At 32.3% G+C, this 17983-nt stretch carries 29 protein-coding genes; 28 read left to right on the plus strand and 1 reads right to left on the minus strand.

The genetic code is table 11. From position 1 onward, the window contains the following. The 5 genes from BT0_RS02360 (at position 1) to BT0_RS02385 (ending at position 5281) form a co-directional block, all read left to right on the plus strand. Positions 1 to 747, plus strand: a complete 747-nt coding sequence (locus tag BT0_RS02360) for a Nif3-like dinuclear metal center hexameric protein (protein WP_041178481.1) — start codon at positions 1 to 3, stop codon at positions 745 to 747. 9 nt (positions 748 to 756) lie between these two features. Then, positions 757 to 1269, plus strand: coding sequence for a signal peptidase II (lspA, locus tag BT0_RS02365; protein WP_011772417.1), 513 nt, complete (start codon positions 757 to 759; stop codon positions 1267 to 1269). 238 nt (positions 1270 to 1507) lie between these two features. Then, positions 1508 to 2326, plus strand: a complete 819-nt coding sequence (locus tag BT0_RS02375; protein WP_011772419.1) for a TIGR00282 family metallophosphoesterase — start codon at positions 1508 to 1510, stop codon at positions 2324 to 2326. Positions 2327 to 2392: 66 nt separating this feature from the next. Next, positions 2393 to 3673 carry a UDP-N-acetylglucosamine 1-carboxyvinyltransferase gene (murA, locus tag BT0_RS02380; protein ID WP_041178482.1) on the plus strand — a complete coding sequence of 427 codons (1281 nt, stop codon included), beginning with the start codon at positions 2393 to 2395 and terminating at the stop codon, positions 3671 to 3673. Positions 3674 to 3934: 261 nt separating this feature from the next. After that, complete coding sequence (locus tag BT0_RS02385; RefSeq protein ID WP_041178483.1) at positions 3935 to 5281, plus strand: MATE family efflux transporter; 1347 nt, start codon at positions 3935 to 3937, stop codon at positions 5279 to 5281. A gap of 134 nt (positions 5282 to 5415) precedes the next feature. Here the strand turns inward: BT0_RS02385 and BT0_RS02390 are convergent, their stop codons facing one another. Further along, on the minus strand, positions 5416 to 5790 hold the full coding sequence (locus BT0_RS02390) for a hypothetical protein (RefSeq protein WP_418214858.1): 375 nt from the start codon (positions 5788 to 5790) through the stop codon (positions 5416 to 5418). A gap of 411 nt (positions 5791 to 6201) precedes the next feature. Here BT0_RS02390 and tuf point away from each other — a divergent pair, with 411 nt between their 5' ends. From tuf to secY, 23 genes are read left to right on the plus strand one after another with little or no spacing between them, the layout of a single operon-like run. Next, entirely contained in the window at positions 6202 to 7386 is a 1185-nt protein-coding gene (gene tuf / locus BT0_RS02395; RefSeq protein WP_011772423.1) for an elongation factor Tu, read from the plus strand. 46 nt (positions 7387 to 7432) lie between these two features. Next, entirely contained in the window at positions 7433 to 7744 is a 312-nt protein-coding gene (gene rpsJ, locus BT0_RS02400) for a 30S ribosomal protein S10 (RefSeq protein ID WP_011772424.1), read from the plus strand. 35 nt (positions 7745 to 7779) lie between these two features. Next, on the plus strand, positions 7780 to 8409 hold the full coding sequence (gene rplC, locus BT0_RS02405; RefSeq protein WP_011772425.1) for a 50S ribosomal protein L3: 630 nt from the start codon (positions 7780 to 7782) through the stop codon (positions 8407 to 8409). A 1-nt stretch (position 8410) separates the two neighbouring features. Then, positions 8411 to 9040: a 50S ribosomal protein L4 gene (gene rplD / locus BT0_RS02410; RefSeq protein ID WP_041178484.1), complete on the plus strand. Its 630-nt coding sequence runs from the start codon at positions 8411 to 8413 to the stop codon at positions 9038 to 9040. 21 nt (positions 9041 to 9061) lie between these two features. Continuing rightward, complete coding sequence (gene rplW / locus BT0_RS02415) at positions 9062 to 9358, plus strand: 50S ribosomal protein L23 (protein ID WP_011772427.1); 297 nt, start codon at positions 9062 to 9064, stop codon at positions 9356 to 9358. A 17-nt stretch (positions 9359 to 9375) separates the two neighbouring features. Further along, a complete protein-coding gene (gene rplB, locus BT0_RS02420; protein ID WP_041178485.1) occupies positions 9376 to 10209 on the plus strand; it encodes a 50S ribosomal protein L2 in 834 nt (277 codons plus the stop codon). 9 nt (positions 10210 to 10218) lie between these two features. Beyond that, positions 10219 to 10497, plus strand: coding sequence for a 30S ribosomal protein S19 (gene rpsS / locus BT0_RS02425; protein ID WP_011772429.1), 279 nt, complete (start codon positions 10219 to 10221; stop codon positions 10495 to 10497). A gap of 5 nt (positions 10498 to 10502) precedes the next feature. Beyond that, on the plus strand, positions 10503 to 10865 hold the full coding sequence (rplV, locus tag BT0_RS02430) for a 50S ribosomal protein L22 (protein ID WP_011772430.1): 363 nt from the start codon (positions 10503 to 10505) through the stop codon (positions 10863 to 10865). Positions 10866 to 10868: 3 nt separating this feature from the next. Next, positions 10869 to 11699 carry a 30S ribosomal protein S3 gene (gene rpsC, locus BT0_RS02435; protein ID WP_011772431.1) on the plus strand — a complete coding sequence of 277 codons (831 nt, stop codon included), beginning with the start codon at positions 10869 to 10871 and terminating at the stop codon, positions 11697 to 11699. A 19-nt stretch (positions 11700 to 11718) separates the two neighbouring features. Next, positions 11719 to 12135 carry a 50S ribosomal protein L16 gene (gene rplP, locus BT0_RS02440; RefSeq protein WP_011772432.1) on the plus strand — a complete coding sequence of 139 codons (417 nt, stop codon included), beginning with the start codon at positions 11719 to 11721 and terminating at the stop codon, positions 12133 to 12135. 3 nt (positions 12136 to 12138) lie between these two features. Beyond that, positions 12139 to 12339 (plus strand): 50S ribosomal protein L29, encoded by a 201-nt coding sequence (gene rpmC / locus BT0_RS02445; RefSeq protein ID WP_011772433.1) that lies wholly within the window; start codon positions 12139 to 12141, stop codon positions 12337 to 12339. 5 nt (positions 12340 to 12344) lie between these two features. Beyond that, positions 12345 to 12599: a 30S ribosomal protein S17 gene (gene rpsQ, locus BT0_RS02450; protein ID WP_011772434.1), complete on the plus strand. Its 255-nt coding sequence runs from the start codon at positions 12345 to 12347 to the stop codon at positions 12597 to 12599. 30 nt (positions 12600 to 12629) lie between these two features. Next, complete coding sequence (gene rplN / locus BT0_RS02455; protein ID WP_011772435.1) at positions 12630 to 12998, plus strand: 50S ribosomal protein L14; 369 nt, start codon at positions 12630 to 12632, stop codon at positions 12996 to 12998. A 10-nt stretch (positions 12999 to 13008) separates the two neighbouring features. Next, positions 13009 to 13314 (plus strand): 50S ribosomal protein L24, encoded by a 306-nt coding sequence (rplX, locus tag BT0_RS02460; RefSeq protein WP_011772436.1) that lies wholly within the window; start codon positions 13009 to 13011, stop codon positions 13312 to 13314. 3 nt (positions 13315 to 13317) lie between these two features. Beyond that, positions 13318 to 13866, plus strand: a complete 549-nt coding sequence (gene rplE / locus BT0_RS02465) for a 50S ribosomal protein L5 (protein WP_011772437.1) — start codon at positions 13318 to 13320, stop codon at positions 13864 to 13866. Positions 13867 to 13880: 14 nt separating this feature from the next. Then, entirely contained in the window at positions 13881 to 14066 is a 186-nt protein-coding gene (locus BT0_RS02470) for a type Z 30S ribosomal protein S14 (RefSeq protein WP_011772438.1), read from the plus strand. Between the two features lie 9 nt (positions 14067 to 14075). Continuing rightward, positions 14076 to 14474 (plus strand): 30S ribosomal protein S8, encoded by a 399-nt coding sequence (rpsH, locus tag BT0_RS02475; RefSeq protein WP_011772439.1) that lies wholly within the window; start codon positions 14076 to 14078, stop codon positions 14472 to 14474. A 19-nt stretch (positions 14475 to 14493) separates the two neighbouring features. Continuing rightward, entirely contained in the window at positions 14494 to 15036 is a 543-nt protein-coding gene (gene rplF / locus BT0_RS02480; protein WP_011772440.1) for a 50S ribosomal protein L6, read from the plus strand. A gap of 17 nt (positions 15037 to 15053) precedes the next feature. Then, a complete protein-coding gene (rplR, locus tag BT0_RS02485; RefSeq protein ID WP_011772441.1) occupies positions 15054 to 15413 on the plus strand; it encodes a 50S ribosomal protein L18 in 360 nt (119 codons plus the stop codon). 11 nt (positions 15414 to 15424) lie between these two features. Then, complete coding sequence (gene rpsE, locus BT0_RS02490; protein WP_011772442.1) at positions 15425 to 15919, plus strand: 30S ribosomal protein S5; 495 nt, start codon at positions 15425 to 15427, stop codon at positions 15917 to 15919. A 3-nt stretch (positions 15920 to 15922) separates the two neighbouring features. Next, on the plus strand, positions 15923 to 16234 hold the full coding sequence (rpmD, locus tag BT0_RS02495; protein ID WP_011772443.1) for a 50S ribosomal protein L30: 312 nt from the start codon (positions 15923 to 15925) through the stop codon (positions 16232 to 16234). Beyond that, the gene (rplO, locus tag BT0_RS02500; RefSeq protein ID WP_011772444.1) at positions 16227 to 16664 is read left to right on the plus strand and encodes a 50S ribosomal protein L15; all 438 of its coding nucleotides are present in this window, start codon (positions 16227 to 16229) and stop codon (positions 16662 to 16664) included. The genes rpmD and rplO overlap by 8 nt, the downstream gene beginning before the upstream one ends. Positions 16665 to 16676: 12 nt before the next feature. Continuing rightward, positions 16677 to 17981 carry a preprotein translocase subunit SecY gene (gene secY, locus BT0_RS02505; RefSeq protein WP_011772445.1) on the plus strand — a complete coding sequence of 435 codons (1305 nt, stop codon included), beginning with the start codon at positions 16677 to 16679 and terminating at the stop codon, positions 17979 to 17981. The last annotated feature ends 2 nt before the right edge of the window (positions 17982 to 17983 follow it).

Consider the following 17983-nt stretch of genomic DNA (forward strand, 5'->3'; position numbering starts at 1 on the left):
TTGACTGTTAAAGAATTATCGTTGAATTTGGATGAAATATTTAAAGTAAAGGATTACAGAAGTATAGACAAGAGTCTTAATGGACTTCAAGTGGGTAATTTAGAACTTGAGGTTAAAAGAGTTGCTTTTGCTGTTGATGCAAGTATGGCAACTTTAAGAGAAGCAAAAGATTATGATTTTTTAATAACTCATCATGGTATTTTTTGGTCAAAATCGGAAAAAATTGTTTCTGGAATATATGAAAAAGTTAAATGGCTTATTGATAATGATTTATCACTTTACTGTGTGCATTTACCTATGGATGCTCATCCTGTTTATTCTCATAGCAGAGTATTGTCTGATTTTTTTGGGTTTCATAATCCTATTCCCTTTGCAAATTATAAGGGGATTAATTTAGGTATTATTTCTATTGCTGGTTTTAATTTTTCTGAGATTTTAAAAAAAATTGAAATTCATAATAAACATATTCTTTATTACAAAAAATTTAAGGAATATGTTGAAAAGGTAGCTATTGTTAGTGGTTCTGGGTATTCTTTTTTTGAGGAATCATTAGAACATGGTGTTGATTTGTTTATAACAGGGGATACCTCTCATCAGATATATTCTTTAGCTGAAGAGTATGGTGTGAATTTGATATTTGCTGGTCATTATTTTACCGAAACATTTGGCTTAATAAAATTGATGGAATATTTTAGAAATCAGGAAAAATTAGAGGTTAATTTTATTTTAAAAAATACTAATTTATAAGGATTTCATATGAATATAAATAGAAGCAGATTAATTAACAATTTTATATTTATCTCTATTTTAGTTTTTTTTGATCAGTGGTCTAAGTATTTAGTTGTTAAATATATCAGAATTGGAACTGAGTATTTATCTTTTTTTGGAGATTTTTTTAAAATAATACATGTAAGAAATACTGGTGTTTTATTTTCAATAGGTTCTAATATTGATCCTAGCTTGAAGAATTTGTTTTTTCTTATAATTCCTATTATTATTTTGATTTTTGTTTTTTCTTTTGCTTTGAAAGAAACTAATAGAATAGCTAGAATTGCTCTTGTATTGATTTTATCTGGTGGTATTGGGAATATTATCGATAGATTTTTTAGACCGTTAGGGGTTGTAGATTTTTTGGATGTGAAATTTTTCGGTATTTTTGGACTTCAGAGATGGCCAACTTTTAACTTTGCAGACAGTTATGTTGTTATAGGAATAACTTTGTTTATAATTTACGATTTGTTTGCCAAAAATCAAAGTACCAATTTATGAAAATTTTATACTTTATTTTATGTTCATTAATTAATTTGTCTTTAATGTTTTTGGTTTTTTTTCTTGAATTTCTTTGTATTGCTAAACTAAATATTATTGTTTCATCTGTTTTTCAGCTTGTTTTAGTTTTTTTTATGATTATTATTGCAATTGTGATAAGCTATGTTTTATCAAGTATTATTTTAAAAAATATTATTTCTAAGTTTTTTAATCTGGATAAATAAAGAGAGAGGCTTTCGTGAGTTTGCGGATTTTGATTGCTGGGGAGGTTGTAGGTAAGCCTGGCATTGTTGTGATAAAGAACTTTTTGTCTTCTTTTAAACAAAAAAAGGGAATTGATTTTGTGATATCTGGTAATAATTTTACTACAGGGTTTCGCGGTCTGTGTAAGAGACATGCATTTTTGCTAAAAAAGTATGGTGTAGACGTTTTAACTTTAGGAGAAAATGCGTTTGTAAGAGCTGGACTAAGTGATGAACTTGATAAATATAATTTTATTTTAAAACCTTTAAATTGTCCTACTAAATTAAAAGGTTACTCTTATTTTATTTACAGTGTTAGTGGTAGTAAGGTTGCTGTAATTAGACTTGTTGGACAGACGGGAATTACAAAATATAATTTTAATAATCCTTTTTTTGCTTTTGATTATTTTTATGAAAAAATTAAGTTACACACTAATAATATAATTGTGCTTTTTGATTCAAATACTACAGCTGAGGTTAATGCTATGTTTTTTTATCTAAAATCTAGAGTTAGTGCTTGTTTAGGTATTGGTAAGAGAATATTAACAGCAGATCTTAGGATTTTTGATAGTACTGCGGTTATTACTGATCTTGGTAGAGTTGGTAGTCTAAATAGTGTTATTGGATACGAGCCTAAATTTGAGATAGATAAATTCTTGAGAGGTTTTTTGAATAATCGATTTACTGAATCCTGGGATGGACTTGGCTTTAATGGTGTTATAGTTGATATTGATAATGGTAAAGCTGTTAAGGTTGAAATTGTAAGAGAATATATCGATTTTGATGGCTATCTTGAGAATAGTAATGATGTTTAAAGAGATATTTTTGATTTTCTAAAATGTATTTTATGTATACAAGTTTTGTTTAGTGTGGAGGTAATAATGTATAGCTATCTTGTAGAGGGTGGTTTTAAAATAGGTGGAAAGATAACAGCTAGTGGAAATAAGAATGCGGCTTTGCCTTGCATTACAGCGACATTACTTACAGATGAGGAAGTTATTTTAGAAAATATTCCAGATATTAAAGATGTAGAAGTTATTTTAAGCATTTTAAAGGATATAGGGGCTGAAGTATTAAGGGAAGGTGATACTCTTAAAATTAAGGCTTTAAATGTTGTGAAGACCGAGATAGATTCTTCCTTGACGGATTTAATTAGGGCCTCAATTTTGTTTTTGGGTCCTATGATTGCTAGATGTGGTAGAATCGACATTGCTCCTCCTGGTGGAGATGTTATTGGTAAGAGACGTCTTGATACTCATTTTTATGGACTTGGCAAGCTTGGTGCTAGGTTGATAGAGGGTGAACGGATTGTTTTGGAAATAGATAAGTTAGTTGGTGCTTATATGTTTTTAGATGAGGCATCAGTTACTGCTACTGAAAATATTATTATGGCTGCTGTTCTTGCTTTTGGTGAGACTGTAATAATTAATGCTGCATGTGAACCGCATGTGCAAGATTTGTGTAACATGTTGAATTCTATGGGTGCTGATATTTCTGGTATTGGTTCTAATGTTCTTAGAATAAAGGGTGTAAAAAAATTAAGTGGTACTAGATTTCGTATAGGTGCTGATTTCATGCAGGTAGGTTCCTTAATTAGTCTTTCTGCATTAACGGGTGGTGAGCTTGAGATTAATAAAGCTGATCCTAAAAATTTTGTTTTAATAAGTCATGTATATTCAAGGCTTGGCATTAATTTTGAGTATGACAATGAAAATATATATGTCAAAGAAAAACAGGATTTGAAGGTGAAATTGGATTTTGGGGGACATGTTCCCAAAATTGATGATGGGCCCTGGCCAGCTTTTCCAACAGATCTTATGAGTATAATGATAGTAACTGCGACTCAAGTTCACGGAACTGTTCTTATTTTTGAGAAAATGTTTGAATCAAGAATGTTTTTTGTAGACAAACTTATTAAAATGGGTGCTCAGATCGTCCTTTGTGATCCCCATCGTGTGGTGGTCACAGGAAAAACCATTCTTAAAGGAAGTAATGTATCTTCTCCTGATGTTAGGGCTGGCATGTCTTTGCTTATTGCAGCTCTTTGTGCTGAAGGTGAGAGTCGTATTCAAAATGTTTATCAAATTGAAAGAGGATATGAGGATGTTGTTGTCAAGTTAGGTGCTTTAGGAGCAAAGATTACGAGAGTGGAAGAGAGGTGAAAAATTTTATTTTTATTTGATTATAGACAAGATAAAAAAATGTTATTGTTAGTATTATCCAGATTTATGGATTAGTCTATGTGTTTTGCATTACAAAATACAGTGTTTTATGCATTTGTATATCTTTGGTGTTTATGAAAGAAGAAAGTTTTTTCATAATTTTCTTAATCTGTTTTATTTATTTTTATAAAGTTCAATAAAGCATTTTTTTTATAGAATTTGACAATTTATCAGTATAATAAAATCCAAGGTGTGTTCTTTATGTTATTAAGTAGAACTAAAACGAGGGAATTAATATTAGAAGGCAATTTATATCGAGTGCTTTTAGTTATTAGTTTTCCTATCGTGATAACTAATGTTCTTCAGGCTTTTTATGAGCTTGTAGATATGTTTTATGTTGGGAAACTTGGAGTTATGCCACTTGCCGCATTATCTCTTACTGGTCCTATTAATTTCTTTATTATGGTTTTTGCTATGGGAATGGCTATAGGAAGTGTATCATTAATGTCTAGATGTATTGGAGAAGAGACTTTTTCTAAGTTTTCAAAATATGCAGGGCAATTAATTTTTTTAAATTTTGTATTGTCTTTGTTTGTTGCAGTTTTAGTTTTAGTCTTTATAGATTCAATTTTAGATATTATGAATGTAAGTGGTGAACTTAGAGAACTTACAAAATCTTATTTTTATGTCGTAATCTATGCGATACCAGTAATGTTTTTAAGTGTTTCCGTTGTGTACATATTAAATGCTCAAGGAGAGACTGTCATTGCAATGATGCTGATTTTGGTTGCAAATGTTATTAATTTTATTCTTGATCCAATTTTAATGTTTACTTTTGGTTTAGGTATTGCCGGTGCTGCTTGGTCTACTCTTTTTTCAAAATTAATGACAGTTTTTTCTTATTTTTTTTTAACTTATAGACTAAATTGCGGACTTAAAGTGCGTTTAAGAGACATTGCTCCAGATATTATTATAATAAAAAATATTATTAATTTGGGATTTCCGGCAATTTTTGGACAGATGATGGCTTCCCTGTCGTTTTTAATTTTTAATTACATTGTAATTCAAATCAGCTCAAAGTTTTTAGCTGCTTATGGTATGGCTAATAATATTATTTCTTTTTTACTTCTTCCTGGAATGAGTATTGGTACTGGAATTATTGCGATTGTTGGACAAAATCTTGGTGCAAAGAATATTAGCAGGGTAGAAGATATTTTAAAAAAGGGATTTTTTGTTACCTTGATAATAATGATCACAGTTGCATCATTTTTAATATCTTTTAAAGAGATTATAATAGAAACTTTTACAAATGATTTGGAAGTTGTTGGTTATGCTAATAGTTATTTTTTATTGGCATCGATTGGAGCTGTTGGATTTGGATTGCAACAAGTTTTTTTTGGAGGATTGATAGGAGCAGGCTTTACAAAGCTTGTTATGATTGTTATCTGTATTCGTCTTTGGATTATTCGTTTGCCAGCTGTGTTTATTTTGCAATATTTTGGATTTATGGAAGATTCGTTGGGATATGCTTTTATAATTTCAAATTATGTGGCTTTGATTATCTTGTTGTGTTTGACTTTTACTAAATATTGGGCGAAGGCACAATAAGATCGATGTTCAAATTCGGATTGGTTCATTTTACGTTCGTTGTATGTTAATCTTATTAGGAATCAAGAGTAGATAAATTGGTTTTGGTAAGTAGAGAAATTATACAAAATTGACCATTAATAGATCTTGATAAATTAATCTTGTTTTAAAAATATATAAAATATGTTTTTTTGTCTCTTATTGGTATTGATTTTTAATTTAAAGGTTTTTTCTTCTCCTGCTTTAAGGCCTTCTTTAATTATATGGCCGGTTTTATTTCCTTTCTTAAAAATTGCTAATGAATTTTGCTTTATAGCTATTTTTTTATTATTTTTAAGAGTAATGATTAATTCGTTTTTATTGTTAGTATGAAATTTTACGATTTCAATCTTTTCTGTATCTTTTTTTATGCTAATAATATGAGTAATCTCTCTGCTAATTTCTTTTGATTTAACAGAATTGTTTTTTATACATGATGTAGTTATGGATACAATGAATATTGTAAAAATATTTAATAGTCTTTTTTCCAAATTGTGTTGTGACATATTGTTATTTTATTGTAACCTTTTTAATGATAAGCATGAAATGATTGGTAGATTTTAGTATTCATATCATTTTTTTTCTTAAAATTTAAATTATCTTTATGATTGTCAATTGTTCATTTGTGCAATGTTGCTTATTTTTAATTTTTTTATATTAACATGTTAAATGTATTGACTATATTCTAAATAATATGTAAACTAATGGAGTTATTAAGGATTCTTTTAGAAAAACACGGAAATCGGGTCAATTTCTAAAAAGTTATGTTTTTTGTAAATATAGTAGTTTTACTTAGTGTGTGATTATTGTATCTTTTTATAAAGAAACAAAATAAGATTCTTAACAATAAGAGTTTTGAAGAATAGATAAAGATTTAGATTACAAATTTTGGGAGGTGATTCATGGCTAAGGAAGTCTTTCAGAGAACAAAACCGCATATGAATGTGGGCACAATAGGGCATGTTGACCATGGTAAAACAACATTAACCGCTGCTATTAGTATTTATTGTTCAAAGGTAAATAAAGATGCTAAGGCGCTTAAATATGAAGATATTGATAATGCGCCCGAAGAGAAGGCAAGAGGAATAACAATAAATGCCAGACATATTGAGTATGAAACTGCAGGAATGCATTATGCTCACGTTGATTGTCCTGGCCACGCTGACTATATTAAAAATATGATTACAGGTGCAGCTCAGATGGATGCTGCGGTATTGTTGGTTGCTGCTGATAGTGGAGCAGAACCTCAGACAAAAGAGCATTTACTTCTTGCTCAGCGAATGGGGATAAATAAAATAATAGTATTTTTAAATAAACTAGATTTGGCAGATCCTGAGCTTGTTGAACTTGTTGAAGTTGAAGTTTTAGAGCTTGTTGAAAAATATGGATTTCCTGGTGATACACCAATAGTAAAGGGTTCAGCTTTTGGAGCTATGTCAAATCCTGATGATCCTGAAGCTACAAAATGCATAAAGGAACTTCTTGAAACTATGGATAATTATTTTGATCTTCCCCAAAGAGATATTGATAAACCATTTTTGCTTGCTGTTGAAGATGTTTTCTCTATCTCTGGACGTGGTACTGTTGCTACTGGTCGTATTGAGAGAGGTGTTATTAAAGTTGGACAAGAAGTTGAAATCGTTGGAATTAGAGAAACTAGGAAGACAACCGTTACTGGTGTTGAAATGTTTCAAAAGATTCTTGAGCAAGGTCAAGCAGGGGATAATGTTGGTCTTTTGTTAAGAGGTGTTGATAAAAAGGATATTGAGAGAGGTCAGGTTATTGCTGCTATTGGTACAATTACTCCTCATAAGAAGTTTAAGGCTTCTATATATTGTCTAACTAAGGAAGAAGGCGGAAGACATAAACCATTCTTTTCAGGATATAGACCACAGTTTTTCTTTAGAACAACAGATGTTACAGGTATGGTTAGCTTAGAGGGCAAAGAAATGGTTATGCCAGGGGATAATGTTGATATTGTTGTTGAACTTATATCTTCAATAGCTATGGATAAGAATGTTGAATTTGCTGTTAGAGAAGGCGGTAGAACTGTTGCTTCAGGAAGAATTCTTGAAATATTGGAATAGTGTAGGGTTTAGAGGTTTGTATATCTCTAAAGTTTAGGAGAATAAATTGATTACTAAAGATAAGATACGGGTAAGACTTTTTAGTTTTGATGTTAAGATATTAGATCAGAGTGCTGAGTCTATTGTTAGGGCTGTTCAAAAATCTAAGGCACAAATTAAAGGTCCTATTCCTTTGCCGACAAAGATAAAAAAATATACTGTTTTGCGTTCTCCTCATGTTAATAAAAAATCAAGAGAACAGTTTGAAATGAGAACTCATAAGAGGCTTATTGATATTTTAGAGCCTACTTCTGCTTTGATGGACTCTTTAATGAAATTAGAGCTTCCTGCAGGAGTGGAGGTTGATATTAAGCAGTAAATAGATTTTTTAAGTTATGAATTTGAGGTGTTTTAATGTTGGGATTGATTGGAAAAAAAGTTGGCATGACGCAGGTCTTTCAAGGCAATGGAGTTGTGGTGCCTGTTACGGTGATAGAATTTGAGCCCAATTATGTTATAGGAAAAAAAACGGTAGAAAGAGATGGATATGATGCTCTGATAATGGGTTCTGTCGATCTTAGGAGTTCTAAAATTTCAAAGCCTATAAGAGGTCAGTATAAAAACTTAGAGAATGTTGAACCTAAGAGATATGTGATAGAATTTAAGGGTCTTAAAGGTTATGATGCTGGCGATGAGATCGGACTTGATGCTTTTAGGGAGATTAAGTATGTGGATATTACTGGTACTACTAAGGGTAAAGGTTTTCAAGGGGCTATGAAGAGGCATAATTTTAGTGGTGGTCCATCTTCTCATGGTTCTAAGTTTCATAGACATCTTGGTGGTACAGGTCAAGCTACTACACCTGCTAGAACCTTTAAGGGAACTAAAATGGCTGGCAGAATGGGTGGAGAGCAACAAACTATTCAAAATCTTGAAGTTGTTTTTATTGATGAAGAGAAAAGAGCCATTTTGGTAAAAGGAGCTGTGCCAGGGGTTAAGGGTTCTTTTGTTATTGTTAAAAAGGCGAAAAAAGTGGGTGTTTAGTATGGAAAGAAAAGTTTTTTCTAAGGATGGACAAGAACTCCGAACTATAAATTTAGAGGAAGGAGTTTTTAATATAGATATTAGTTATGGTTCTATATATAATGCTATTAATAATGAACTAGCCAATCTTAGGGTTGGAACAGCTTCAACTAAAACTAGGTCTGAGGTTAGGGGTAGTTCAAAGAAGCCTTGGAAACAAAAGGGTACAGGACGTGCTAGGGTCGGTACTAAGAGAAATCCTGTTTGGGTTGGTGGAGGTGTAGCTTTAGGGCCAAAACCAAGGGATTATAGTTATAAGCTTCCAAAAAAAGTTAAACGACTTGCTTTTAGATCTGTTCTTAGTCTGTGTGTATCTGTAGAAGATAGATTAAAAATTGTTGAAAATTTTACTATTGAATCAGGAAAGACAAAAGATCTTGCTTTAATAATGAAAAATTTTATAAAGATTAATGGTAAAACAGTAATTTTATTGGGTAATGATGATCAAATGGTTAAAAGAGCAGGAAAAAATATAAGAGATTTAAAGATTTTATCTTTTAATAGACTTAGAGTTGTTGATTTATTTTATGCTAAAAATTTAATAGCACTTGAGTCTGCTATTAATGGACTTAATGAGCTTTATGTTAAATAAAAGGGATAGTAAGGATGAATTATGAAAGCTTATGATATAATAATTTCGCCTATGCTTACTGAGAAAACTAATATTCAAAGAGAGAATATGAATGTTTATGCTTTTAAGGTTAGGAAGCAAGCAAATAAAAAAGAGATTGGCGCTGCGATTAAAGAGCTTTTTAATGTTACTCCAATATCATGTAATTTGCTTAATGTTAAGAGCAAGGTTAAAATGGTTGTGTCAAGGAAAGGTTATCCTATTGGTAAGGGAAAAACTTCTTCATGGAAAAAGGCGTATGTTTATCTTAAAAAAGAAGATAAGATAGATATTTTTTAGTGGTTTTGGAGAAAAATATGGGTATTAAGACTTATAAGCCAAAAACTTCATCTTTACGTTATAAGACAACTTTATCTTTTGATGAGTTAAGTAAGGGTAATAGTCCTTTGAAGTCTTTAACTAGAGGGAAGGTATCTAGGGCTGGAAGAGATTCTTCTGGAAGAATTAGTGTTAGAAGAAGAGGTGGAGGACATAAAAGACGGTATAGAGAGATTGACTTTGGCAGAAGGGATAAGTTTGGTATACCTGCTCGAGTTGTGTCTATTGAGTATGATCCAAATAGAAGTTCTAATATAGCTTTGCTTGTTTACAGAGATGGGGATAAAAGATATATTATTGCTCCTAAAGGAATTAAAGTCGGTGATATTTTGGAGAGTGGTCCAAATGCTCCAATAAGGATTGGCAATGCTTTGCCACTTGAGGACATTCCTGTTGGTAAAGCAGTGCATAACATTGAGCTTAATGTTGGAAAAGGTGGACAGCTTGTAAGAGGTGCTGGAGGCTATGCGATGGTGCTTGCTTCTAAGGGAGATTATGTAACAGTTAAGCTTCCATCAGGTGAGATGCGAATGATCTTTAAAAAATGCATAGCGACTCTTGGAGAAGTTGGCAATGAAGATTATATAAATGTTTCTATTGGTAAAGCTGGTAAGAGTAGATGGCTTGGTAAAAGGCCTAAGGTAAGAGGTGTTGCGATGAATCCTATCGACCATCCACATGGAGGTGGTGAGGGTAAGACTTCTGGTGGTCGTCATCCTGTATCTCCTTGGGGACAGCCAACTAAGGGATATAAGACTCGTAAGAAAAATAAGTACTCAGATAAATTTATCATTAAAAGAAGAAATAATTAGGAGTGTGTAGTGGCAAGATCTATTAAAAAAGGACCTTTTATAGAAAAGAGTCTTTATCAAAAAGTTTTAGCCTCTTCTGGCAGAGAGAAAAGGGTGGTAATTAAAACCTATTCTAGAGCCTCAACAATAATTCCTGAGATGGTAAGTCTTACTATATCTGTTTACAATGGGAAGTCTTTTATTCCTGTGTATATTACTGAAGATCTTGTTGGGCATAAGCTTGGGGAATTTTCACCTACAAGAATTTTTAGGGGACATGCTAAATCAGATAAGAAGGGAAGGAAGTAGAGTTTATGTTTGTAAATAGAAGATATACTGCAAGAGGCAAAAATTTGCCATCTTCTCCAAAAAAAGTAAGGCCTATAGCCGATAATATACGAGGTAAGCCTTACAGTGAAGCTGTTGCGATACTTTGTTCTATGCCCAATAAATGTGCTAAACTTTTAGGTAAGGTGGTCAAATCAGCCGCATCGAATGCTATGTATCATAACAGAAATCTTTCTGAAGATATGATTTTTATAAAAACAGTCATGGTAGACGATGGGCGAAGGCGTAGGAGCGTTTGGCCTAGAGCTAGAGGTAGAGCAGATAGGCTTGTTAACAGAAGTTGTCATATTTTTGTTGAAGTTTATGAAAAGATGTATGGTGGAGAATAAGATATGGGTCAAAAAGTACATCCTTACAGTTTAAGAATTAAGATCAATAGGGATTGGAAATCAAAGTGGTATTTTGATAAAAAGTTATATTCTGAGATTCTTCACGAAGATTTCTTAATAAGACGGGAAACTATGAAGTTTCTTAAAGGAATTAGGTTTGATATTTCTGATATAGAGATTATTAGAAATAATCTTCAAAGAGTAACAGTAATAATTTCCACTCCAAGACCTGGTTCTGTTATTGGTGTTAAGGGCGCCAATCTTGAAAAAATTGGACAATTATTAACTAGAAAAATATCTAAAAAAATTAATATTAAAATAAAAGAGATTAAGAAGCCAGAATTTGATGCGCAAATTGTTGCTAATGGAATAGCAAAGCAACTAGAAAATAGAGCTTCTTATAGAAAACTTTTAAAGTCTTCACTTTTATCTTCTATTTCCAAAGGTGTTCAAGGGGTAAAAATTAAAGTTTCAGGCAGGCTTGGTGGGGCTGAGATTGCCAGAAGTTTTGAAGTTAAAGAAGGACGTATTCCTTTACATACTCTTAGAGCTAATATAGATTATGGTTTTGCCGAAGCTCAGACAACTTATGGTGTTATTGGTGTTAAAGTTTGGTTGTTTAAGGGAGAAGTTTTAGGAAAACAGACTAATTCAGATGCTGGTCAGGTAATTAACAAAAAAACTTCGAGAGAAAAGAGTGAGTATTTTGACAAAAATAGAGTAGATGATAAGAGTAAAAAAGTTGTCAATGACGATAAATTTTCTAGAAAAAAATTAGAATTTGGATCTAAATCCAATAGTAGTTTTAAAAAGAAAAATGGTTCTGATGTCTAGAATCTTTAAGGAGCGTTAAATGTTAAGTCCTAGAAAGGTTAAATATAGGAAGAAGCAAAGAGGAAGACTTTCTGGAGAGGCTCAGAAGGGTAACGAGATATCTTTTGGAGAATATGGACTTGTTTCTCTTGAGACATATTTTATTACTGCACGGCAGATTGAAGCAGCTCGTGTTGCTATGACACGTAGAGTTAAGAGGGGGGGTAAGGTTTGGATCAGAATATTTCCAGATGTGCCTTATACTAAAAAGCCAGCTGAAACGAGAATGGGTAAAGGTAAGGGAGGTGTTGATCATTGGAATGCTCCTGTTAAGCTTGGAACCGTTATGTTTGAGATGGCTGGAGTGCCTAGAGAACTTGCTGAGGCAGCTATGATGCTTGCCAGTTCTAAGCTCCCGGTTAAAACTACATTTGTGGTAAGGCGAGATTTGAGGTGAGTTATGTTGAAAAAATTTAGGGATCTTACTCTTGAAGATATAAAAGCTAAGAGATTGTCTTTAAAAAAAGAATATATGGACTTAAGATTTAAGGCTGTGGTTGGTCATGTTGAGAATCCTTTAAAAAAAAGAGAGCTGAGGCGAGATATTGCAAGGCTTAATACAATAGTTCATGAATATGAAATAGGTATTAGGAAGGTTTAAGTTTTATGGCAAGGGAAAATAAGAAAGAGCTAATTGGAAAGGTTGTTAGTGATAAGATGAGTAAAACAATAGTTGTTGAAATTGTTCAAAGGAAAATGCATCCTATCTATCATAAGTACTTAAAAGTTAGCAGAAGAGTAAAGGCTCATGATGAGAGAGAAGAATCAAAACTTGGAGATAAGGTAAAGATTATTGAATCCAGGCCTATTAGTAAAGAAAAAAGATGGATGCTTGTTGAAGTCTTGGAGAAGTCAAAATAATTTCAGTTATTTTTGTAGAGGAGATTAATTATGGTACAGATGCAGACATATTTAACGGTTGCTGACAATACGGGTGGTAAGATAGCAGAGTGCATAAAAGTTCTTGGTGGAAGTAAAAAACGATCTGCTAGGGTTGGAGACATAATAGTTATTGCTGTGAAGCAAGCAATTCCCAATTCACCTATTAAGAAAGGCGAGGTACATAAAGCCGTAGTTGTTAGGACCTCAAAAGAGATAAGACGGAAGAACGGGACTTATGTTAGATTTGATGATAATGCATGTGTTATACTTGATGCTAACTTGAATCCAAGAGGTAAGAGAGTTTTTGGACCTGTTGCAAGAGAGCTAAGGGATGCTAATTTTATGAAAGTTGTCTCATTGGCTTCAGAGGTGATATAAGGGGCTATTTATGAAGACGAAGTTGAAAGTAGGCGATAATGTAAAAATTCTTTGTGGTAAGGATAGAGGTAAAACGGGTGAGGTTGTTAGCATTGATAGGAAAAATCTTAAGGTTATTGTTAAGTCTTGTAATATGGTTAAGAAGGTTGTCAAGGCAAGAACCCCTCAAGAGAAGAGCAAGATAATTGATAAGGAAGCACCTATAGATATTTCAAATGTAATGTTATTTTCAAGTGGTATAGCTTCAAGAATAGGGTTTAAATTTGAAAATAATGAAAAAAAGAGATACCTTAAAAAGAATGGGGAGAATGTTTAGCTTATGAGTTATGTTCCTGCGTTAAAGAAGCATTATAAAGATAATATTATAAAAGAGCTTGTTAGTGAGTTCCAATATAAATCTATTATGCAAGCTCCAAAAATAGAAAAAATTATTGTTTCTATGGGAGTTGGTGATGCTGTTAAAAATAAAAAGCTTTTAGATTCAGCTGTTTATGAGCTTAGTCAAATCACTGGTCAACGGGCTGTTAAGACAAAGGCCAAAAAAGCCATTGCTGGGTTTAAGATTAGACAAGGTCAAGAGATAGGCGCTAAGGTTACTCTTCGCGGTAATATTATGTATGAGTTTTTATATAAACTTATTAATTTGGCGTTACCTCGTGTTAAAGATTTTAGAGGTGTAAATGGCAATGCATTTGATGGCAATGGTAATTACTCTTTTGGAATAGCAGAGCAAATAATATTTTCTGAGATAGATTATGATAAAATAGAGAGGATATCTGGCTTGAATGTTACAATAGTAACTACGGCTTTAAACGACAGAGAGGGTAAAGCTTTGCTTTCGAAGTTTGGTATGCCATTTAGTAATTAAAGGAGTTTTTATTTATGGCTAAAAAATCAATGATAGTTAAGGCCTTACGGAAGCCAAAATATAAAACGAGACAAAAAAATAGATGTAAGTTATGTGGGCGTCCAAAGGGGTATATGAGAGATTTTGGTATGTGTCGTATATGCTTTAGGAATCATGCATCTGCAGGATTAATTCCTGGTGTCTCAAAATCAAGCTGGTAAGGAGAATTTATGGCTGTTACGCATTCAGTGGGAGATATGTTAACTAAGATAAGAAATGCAAGTAGGGTTAAGCATGAGTCTGTAGACTTAAAGATGTCTAAAATAAATAAATCTATCTTAGACATTCTGAAGGAAGAAGGATATATTAAGAATTATAATATCTTTGATAAGAAAGGCATTTCTTTTATTAAGGCAATACTAAATTATGATAATAAGAGAAATCCGGCTATAAATAGAATAGATGCTATTTCGACTCCTGGTAGAAAAGTTTATTCTTCATACAAAAATATGCCAAGGATAAAGAATGGGTATGGCATATTAATAGTGTCTTCTTCAAAAGGTGTTATTACTGGCAAGCAAGCCAAAGATAATAAAGTAGGTGGTGAGCTAATTTGCTCAGTTTGGTAAGGTTAAGAGGTAGGTAAATATGTCACGTATTGGTAAACTTCCTATAAAGATAGTTGATTCTGTGAAGGTTGATATTAAAGACAACATAGTAACAGTTGAAGGCAAGAGAGGCAAATTAAGCCAAGAACTAAAGAGTAGCATTAAGGTTAGAGTTGAGGATAGTAATATTATTGTTGAGCGTTCTTTTGACGATAAACAGACAAGAGCTTTTCATGGACTTTATAGAAGTTTAATTTCTAATATGGTTAAAGGAGTATCTGATGGATTTTCAAAATCTCTTACTATTAGTGGTATAGGGTACAGGGTTGAGCAACAAGGAACAAGTCTTTTTTTTAACTTAGGATATTCAACTCAATTTGAGTATGTGATTCCCGAAGGAATTAATATTCGACTTGATGGTAATACCAAAATTGCTGTTGAGGGTATAGATAAGTGTAGAGTTGGACAGGTTGCTGCTGAGATTAGAGGTTTGAGAGTGCCTGAACCATATAAGGGTAAAGGAATTAAATATGATAATGAAGTAATCAGACGCAAAGTAGGGAAATCAGGAGTAAAAAAATAGGTTTTAGGTGAGTATTTATGAAAAAAGTAAAAGAAGCTGAAAAAAGAAATATAAAGCGTAAAAAGAGAATAAGAGATAGAATTGGATTTGGTGTTGCAGATAGGCCTAGGGTTACAGTTTTTAAGTCCAATAAATATTTTTATGTTCAAGTCATTGATGATGTGGCGGGTCATACTCTTGCAAGTGTTTCTACTATTGAAAAAGATCTTAAATTGAACAAAAATATTGATGATATAAGGAAACTTGGCGAAGTTCTTGCAAAGAAACTTAAAGATAAAAACATAAATAAACTTATTTTTGATAGAAATGGTTATAAATATCATGGTCTTATTGCAAGTTTTGCAACTTCTTTGCGTGAAGCCGGTATTGATGTTTAGGGGGAATTATAGTGGAATCTCAAGTTCATAAAAAGCAAATAGAGAAATTGATATCATTAAGTAGGGTGACTAAAGTTGTAAAGGGTGGAAGAAGGTTTTCTTTTTCTGCTTTTATGGTTGTTGGTGATGGCGAAGGTCAAGTTGGCTGGGGATTTGGTAAGGCCAATGATGCTAGTGATGCAATAAAGAAGAGTTTAGCGAGTGCTAGAAAAAATTTAAGGGTTATTCCTATTAGAAAGGGCACTCTTCCTCATATGGTCATTGGGGATTTTAAAAAAGCCAAAGTTTTAATTAAGCCAGCAACTCAAGGTACTGGTATTATTGCAGGTGGACCTGTTCGTGCTGTCATGGAAGCTTTGGGAGTGCATGATATTTTAAGTAAATCTCTTGGTTCAAATAATTCTATGAATGTGGTAAAGGCGACTTTTAAAGCATTTGACTTGGTTTTAGATGCTAGAAAAGTAGCAGAAATAAGAGGTAAAACTTTAAGGACTTTATGGGGTTAGTTTATGATTAAGAGAAAATTGCGACTTCAGCTTAAAAAGATTAGGTTTAAAGCCTCAAGATCTAGGTTGAAGAATAAGGCTTTTATTAAAAAGATGAAAAATAATAGAGAAATTCTTATTAAGAGCGATATTAAGATCGAGGTTGAGCTTAAGAGAAGTCTTATTGGGAAATTAGACAGTAAGGTTAAGACATTGAAAGCTTTGGGTCTTAAGAGAATAGGAGATAAAAAAGTTCATATTTTAAACAAGTCTCTTCAAGGGATGCTTAATAGTGTAATTAGCATGGTTTTATTAAGTGAGGTAAAGAATGATTAAGCTAAGGAGACCTTTAGGAGCTAATAAGTCTCGAAAAATTGTTGGTAGAGGGCCAGGTTCTGGTCTTGGGAAGACCTCTGGGAGAGGACAAAAGGGACAAAAAGCTAGAAATAATTCGCCAAGGATTGGTTTTGAAGGAGGACAAACGCCTCTTTATAGAAGACTTCCAATAAGAGGTTTTTCCAATCATGATTATAAGGTAAAGTATGAGATTGTAGGACTTGGGGATATAGATAGAAAATTTGAGGATGGAGATTTAGTAAATTATAATACTTTGTTACAAAAAGGGCTTATAAGTAAGAATAAAAAAAATATCAAGATTTTGGCTAATGGCGAGCTTACTAAGAAAGTGAATTTTGAAGTTTCGCGTATTTCAAAGTCTGCTGAAAAATTGGCAACGAAAATTGGTTGCAGTATTAAATTGGTTTGAAATGGTAGTGAAATGAAAGGTTTGTTTTTTAATTTATTTACAATTAAGGATTTAAGGAGCAAATTTTTATTTACTCTGTTTATTCTTTTTATTTTTAGAGTTGGCTCTTACTTGCCAATACCAGGGATAGATCCTGTGGCGCTTAGAAGTTATTTTAAATCCCAGTCAGATTTTTCAATTACTAATTATTTTGATTTTTTTTCAGGTGGTGCTTTTAGTAATTTTTCTATATTTATGCTTAGCATAGGTCCTTATATTTCAGCATCAATTATTATTCAGCTTCTTGTTTATTCTTTTCCTTCTCTTAAAAAGATGCAAGAAGGGGATAATGGAAGAAAAAAAATAAAAAAATACACAAAATATCTAACAATTGTTGCGGCTGTAGCCCAAGGATATGCCACTAGTCTTTATGCTAAAAGCATTCCAGGTGCACTTAATATGCCTTTTTATAGATATATTTTTATTGCTATTTTAACAGTTACAACAGGCACATTTGTTCTTTTGTGGCTTGGTGAACAAATTAATCAGAGAGGAATTGGGAATGGTGTATCTTTAATAATTTTTTCAGGAATAGTGGTTAGACTTCAAGCGGCTTTATTTAATCTTTTTCAGAGCATGCGAGATCCATCTCAAAATATTAATCCTGTCTTTGTGATACTGGTATTAAGTGTGTTTATTTTGGTTGTTATATTGATCATATATGAATATAAGGCGCAAAGACGAATTACTATTCATTATGCTAGAGCAAATTCAAGGAATACAGTTAGTTCATATTTACCAATTAAGCTTAATCCGTCAGGTGTTTTGCCTGTTATTTTTGCATCTGTGCTTATTACCTTGCCTTTGCAAATTTTGAGTGGATTTGCTGGAACTTCTGTTCTCTCAAGACAAATTTTATCTTATTTAAGACCTAATGGGCTTTATTATACTTTATTGAATGTAGTCTTAATAATAGGTTTTACATATTTTTATTCAAAGATACAATTGAGTCCAAAAGATATAAGTAATAATATTCGCAAAAATGGGGGAACTATTCCAGGTATAAAGGCGGATGAGATGGAGGGTTATTTAGATAGAATTATGAATAGAACATTGTTTTCAGGTTCTATTTTTTTATCTATTATTGCAATTATTCCGTTTTTAGTGCAGAATATTTTTAGATTTCCTTATGATGTCTCAAGGATTATGGGTAGTTCTTCACTCCTTATTATGGTAGGAGTAGCTCTTGATACATTAATTCAGATTGATGCATATTTAAAGACTCAAGGATTGTCTCGTGGACCTGGCAAAAAGTATGCTTTTTTGCAGAAAATTTAGGA

Origin of the sequence: Borrelia turicatae 91E135 (genome assembly GCF_000012085.2) — a bacterium.
In the GTDB taxonomy this organism is placed as follows: domain Bacteria; phylum Spirochaetota; class Spirochaetia; order Borreliales; family Borreliaceae; genus Borrelia; species Borrelia turicatae.

What these genes read in the sequence shown, in the direction of transcription:
- murA (WP_041178482.1), top strand. Translation starts at nt 2,393, where the DNA reads ATGTATAGCTATCTTGTAGAGGGTGGTTTTAAAATAGGTGGAAAGATA.
- rplO (WP_011772444.1), top strand. Translation starts at nt 16,227, where the DNA reads ATGATTAAGCTAAGGAGACCTTTAGGAGCTAATAAGTCTCGAAAAATT.
- rplX (WP_011772436.1), top strand. Translation starts at nt 13,009, where the DNA reads ATGAAGACGAAGTTGAAAGTAGGCGATAATGTAAAAATTCTTTGTGGT.
- rplE (WP_011772437.1), top strand. Translation starts at nt 13,318, where the DNA reads ATGAGTTATGTTCCTGCGTTAAAGAAGCATTATAAAGATAATATTATA.
- rplW (WP_011772427.1), top strand. Translation starts at nt 9,062, where the DNA reads ATGAAAGCTTATGATATAATAATTTCGCCTATGCTTACTGAGAAAACT.
- rplD (WP_041178484.1), top strand. Translation starts at nt 8,411, where the DNA reads ATGGAAAGAAAAGTTTTTTCTAAGGATGGACAAGAACTCCGAACTATA.
- rplC (WP_011772425.1), top strand. Translation starts at nt 7,780, where the DNA reads ATGTTGGGATTGATTGGAAAAAAAGTTGGCATGACGCAGGTCTTTCAA.
- tuf (WP_011772423.1), top strand. Translation starts at nt 6,202, where the DNA reads ATGGCTAAGGAAGTCTTTCAGAGAACAAAACCGCATATGAATGTGGGC.
- rpmC (WP_011772433.1), top strand. Translation starts at nt 12,139, where the DNA reads ATGTTGAAAAAATTTAGGGATCTTACTCTTGAAGATATAAAAGCTAAG.
- rplV (WP_011772430.1), top strand. Translation starts at nt 10,503, where the DNA reads ATGTTTGTAAATAGAAGATATACTGCAAGAGGCAAAAATTTGCCATCT.
- rplR (WP_011772441.1), top strand. Translation starts at nt 15,054, where the DNA reads ATGAAAAAAGTAAAAGAAGCTGAAAAAAGAAATATAAAGCGTAAAAAG.
- BT0_RS02385 (WP_041178483.1), top strand. Translation starts at nt 3,935, where the DNA reads ATGTTATTAAGTAGAACTAAAACGAGGGAATTAATATTAGAAGGCAAT.
- lspA (WP_011772417.1), top strand. Translation starts at nt 757, where the DNA reads ATGAATATAAATAGAAGCAGATTAATTAACAATTTTATATTTATCTCT.
- rplN (WP_011772435.1), top strand. Translation starts at nt 12,630, where the DNA reads ATGGTACAGATGCAGACATATTTAACGGTTGCTGACAATACGGGTGGT.
- BT0_RS02470 (WP_011772438.1), top strand. Translation starts at nt 13,881, where the DNA reads ATGGCTAAAAAATCAATGATAGTTAAGGCCTTACGGAAGCCAAAATAT.
- rplF (WP_011772440.1), top strand. Translation starts at nt 14,494, where the DNA reads ATGTCACGTATTGGTAAACTTCCTATAAAGATAGTTGATTCTGTGAAG.
- rplB (WP_041178485.1), top strand. Translation starts at nt 9,376, where the DNA reads ATGGGTATTAAGACTTATAAGCCAAAAACTTCATCTTTACGTTATAAG.
- rpsQ (WP_011772434.1), top strand. Translation starts at nt 12,345, where the DNA reads ATGGCAAGGGAAAATAAGAAAGAGCTAATTGGAAAGGTTGTTAGTGAT.
- rpsC (WP_011772431.1), top strand. Translation starts at nt 10,869, where the DNA reads ATGGGTCAAAAAGTACATCCTTACAGTTTAAGAATTAAGATCAATAGG.
- secY (WP_011772445.1), top strand. Translation starts at nt 16,677, where the DNA reads ATGAAAGGTTTGTTTTTTAATTTATTTACAATTAAGGATTTAAGGAGC.
- rpsH (WP_011772439.1), top strand. Translation starts at nt 14,076, where the DNA reads ATGGCTGTTACGCATTCAGTGGGAGATATGTTAACTAAGATAAGAAAT.
- rplP (WP_011772432.1), top strand. Translation starts at nt 11,719, where the DNA reads ATGTTAAGTCCTAGAAAGGTTAAATATAGGAAGAAGCAAAGAGGAAGA.
- rpmD (WP_011772443.1), top strand. Translation starts at nt 15,923, where the DNA reads ATGATTAAGAGAAAATTGCGACTTCAGCTTAAAAAGATTAGGTTTAAA.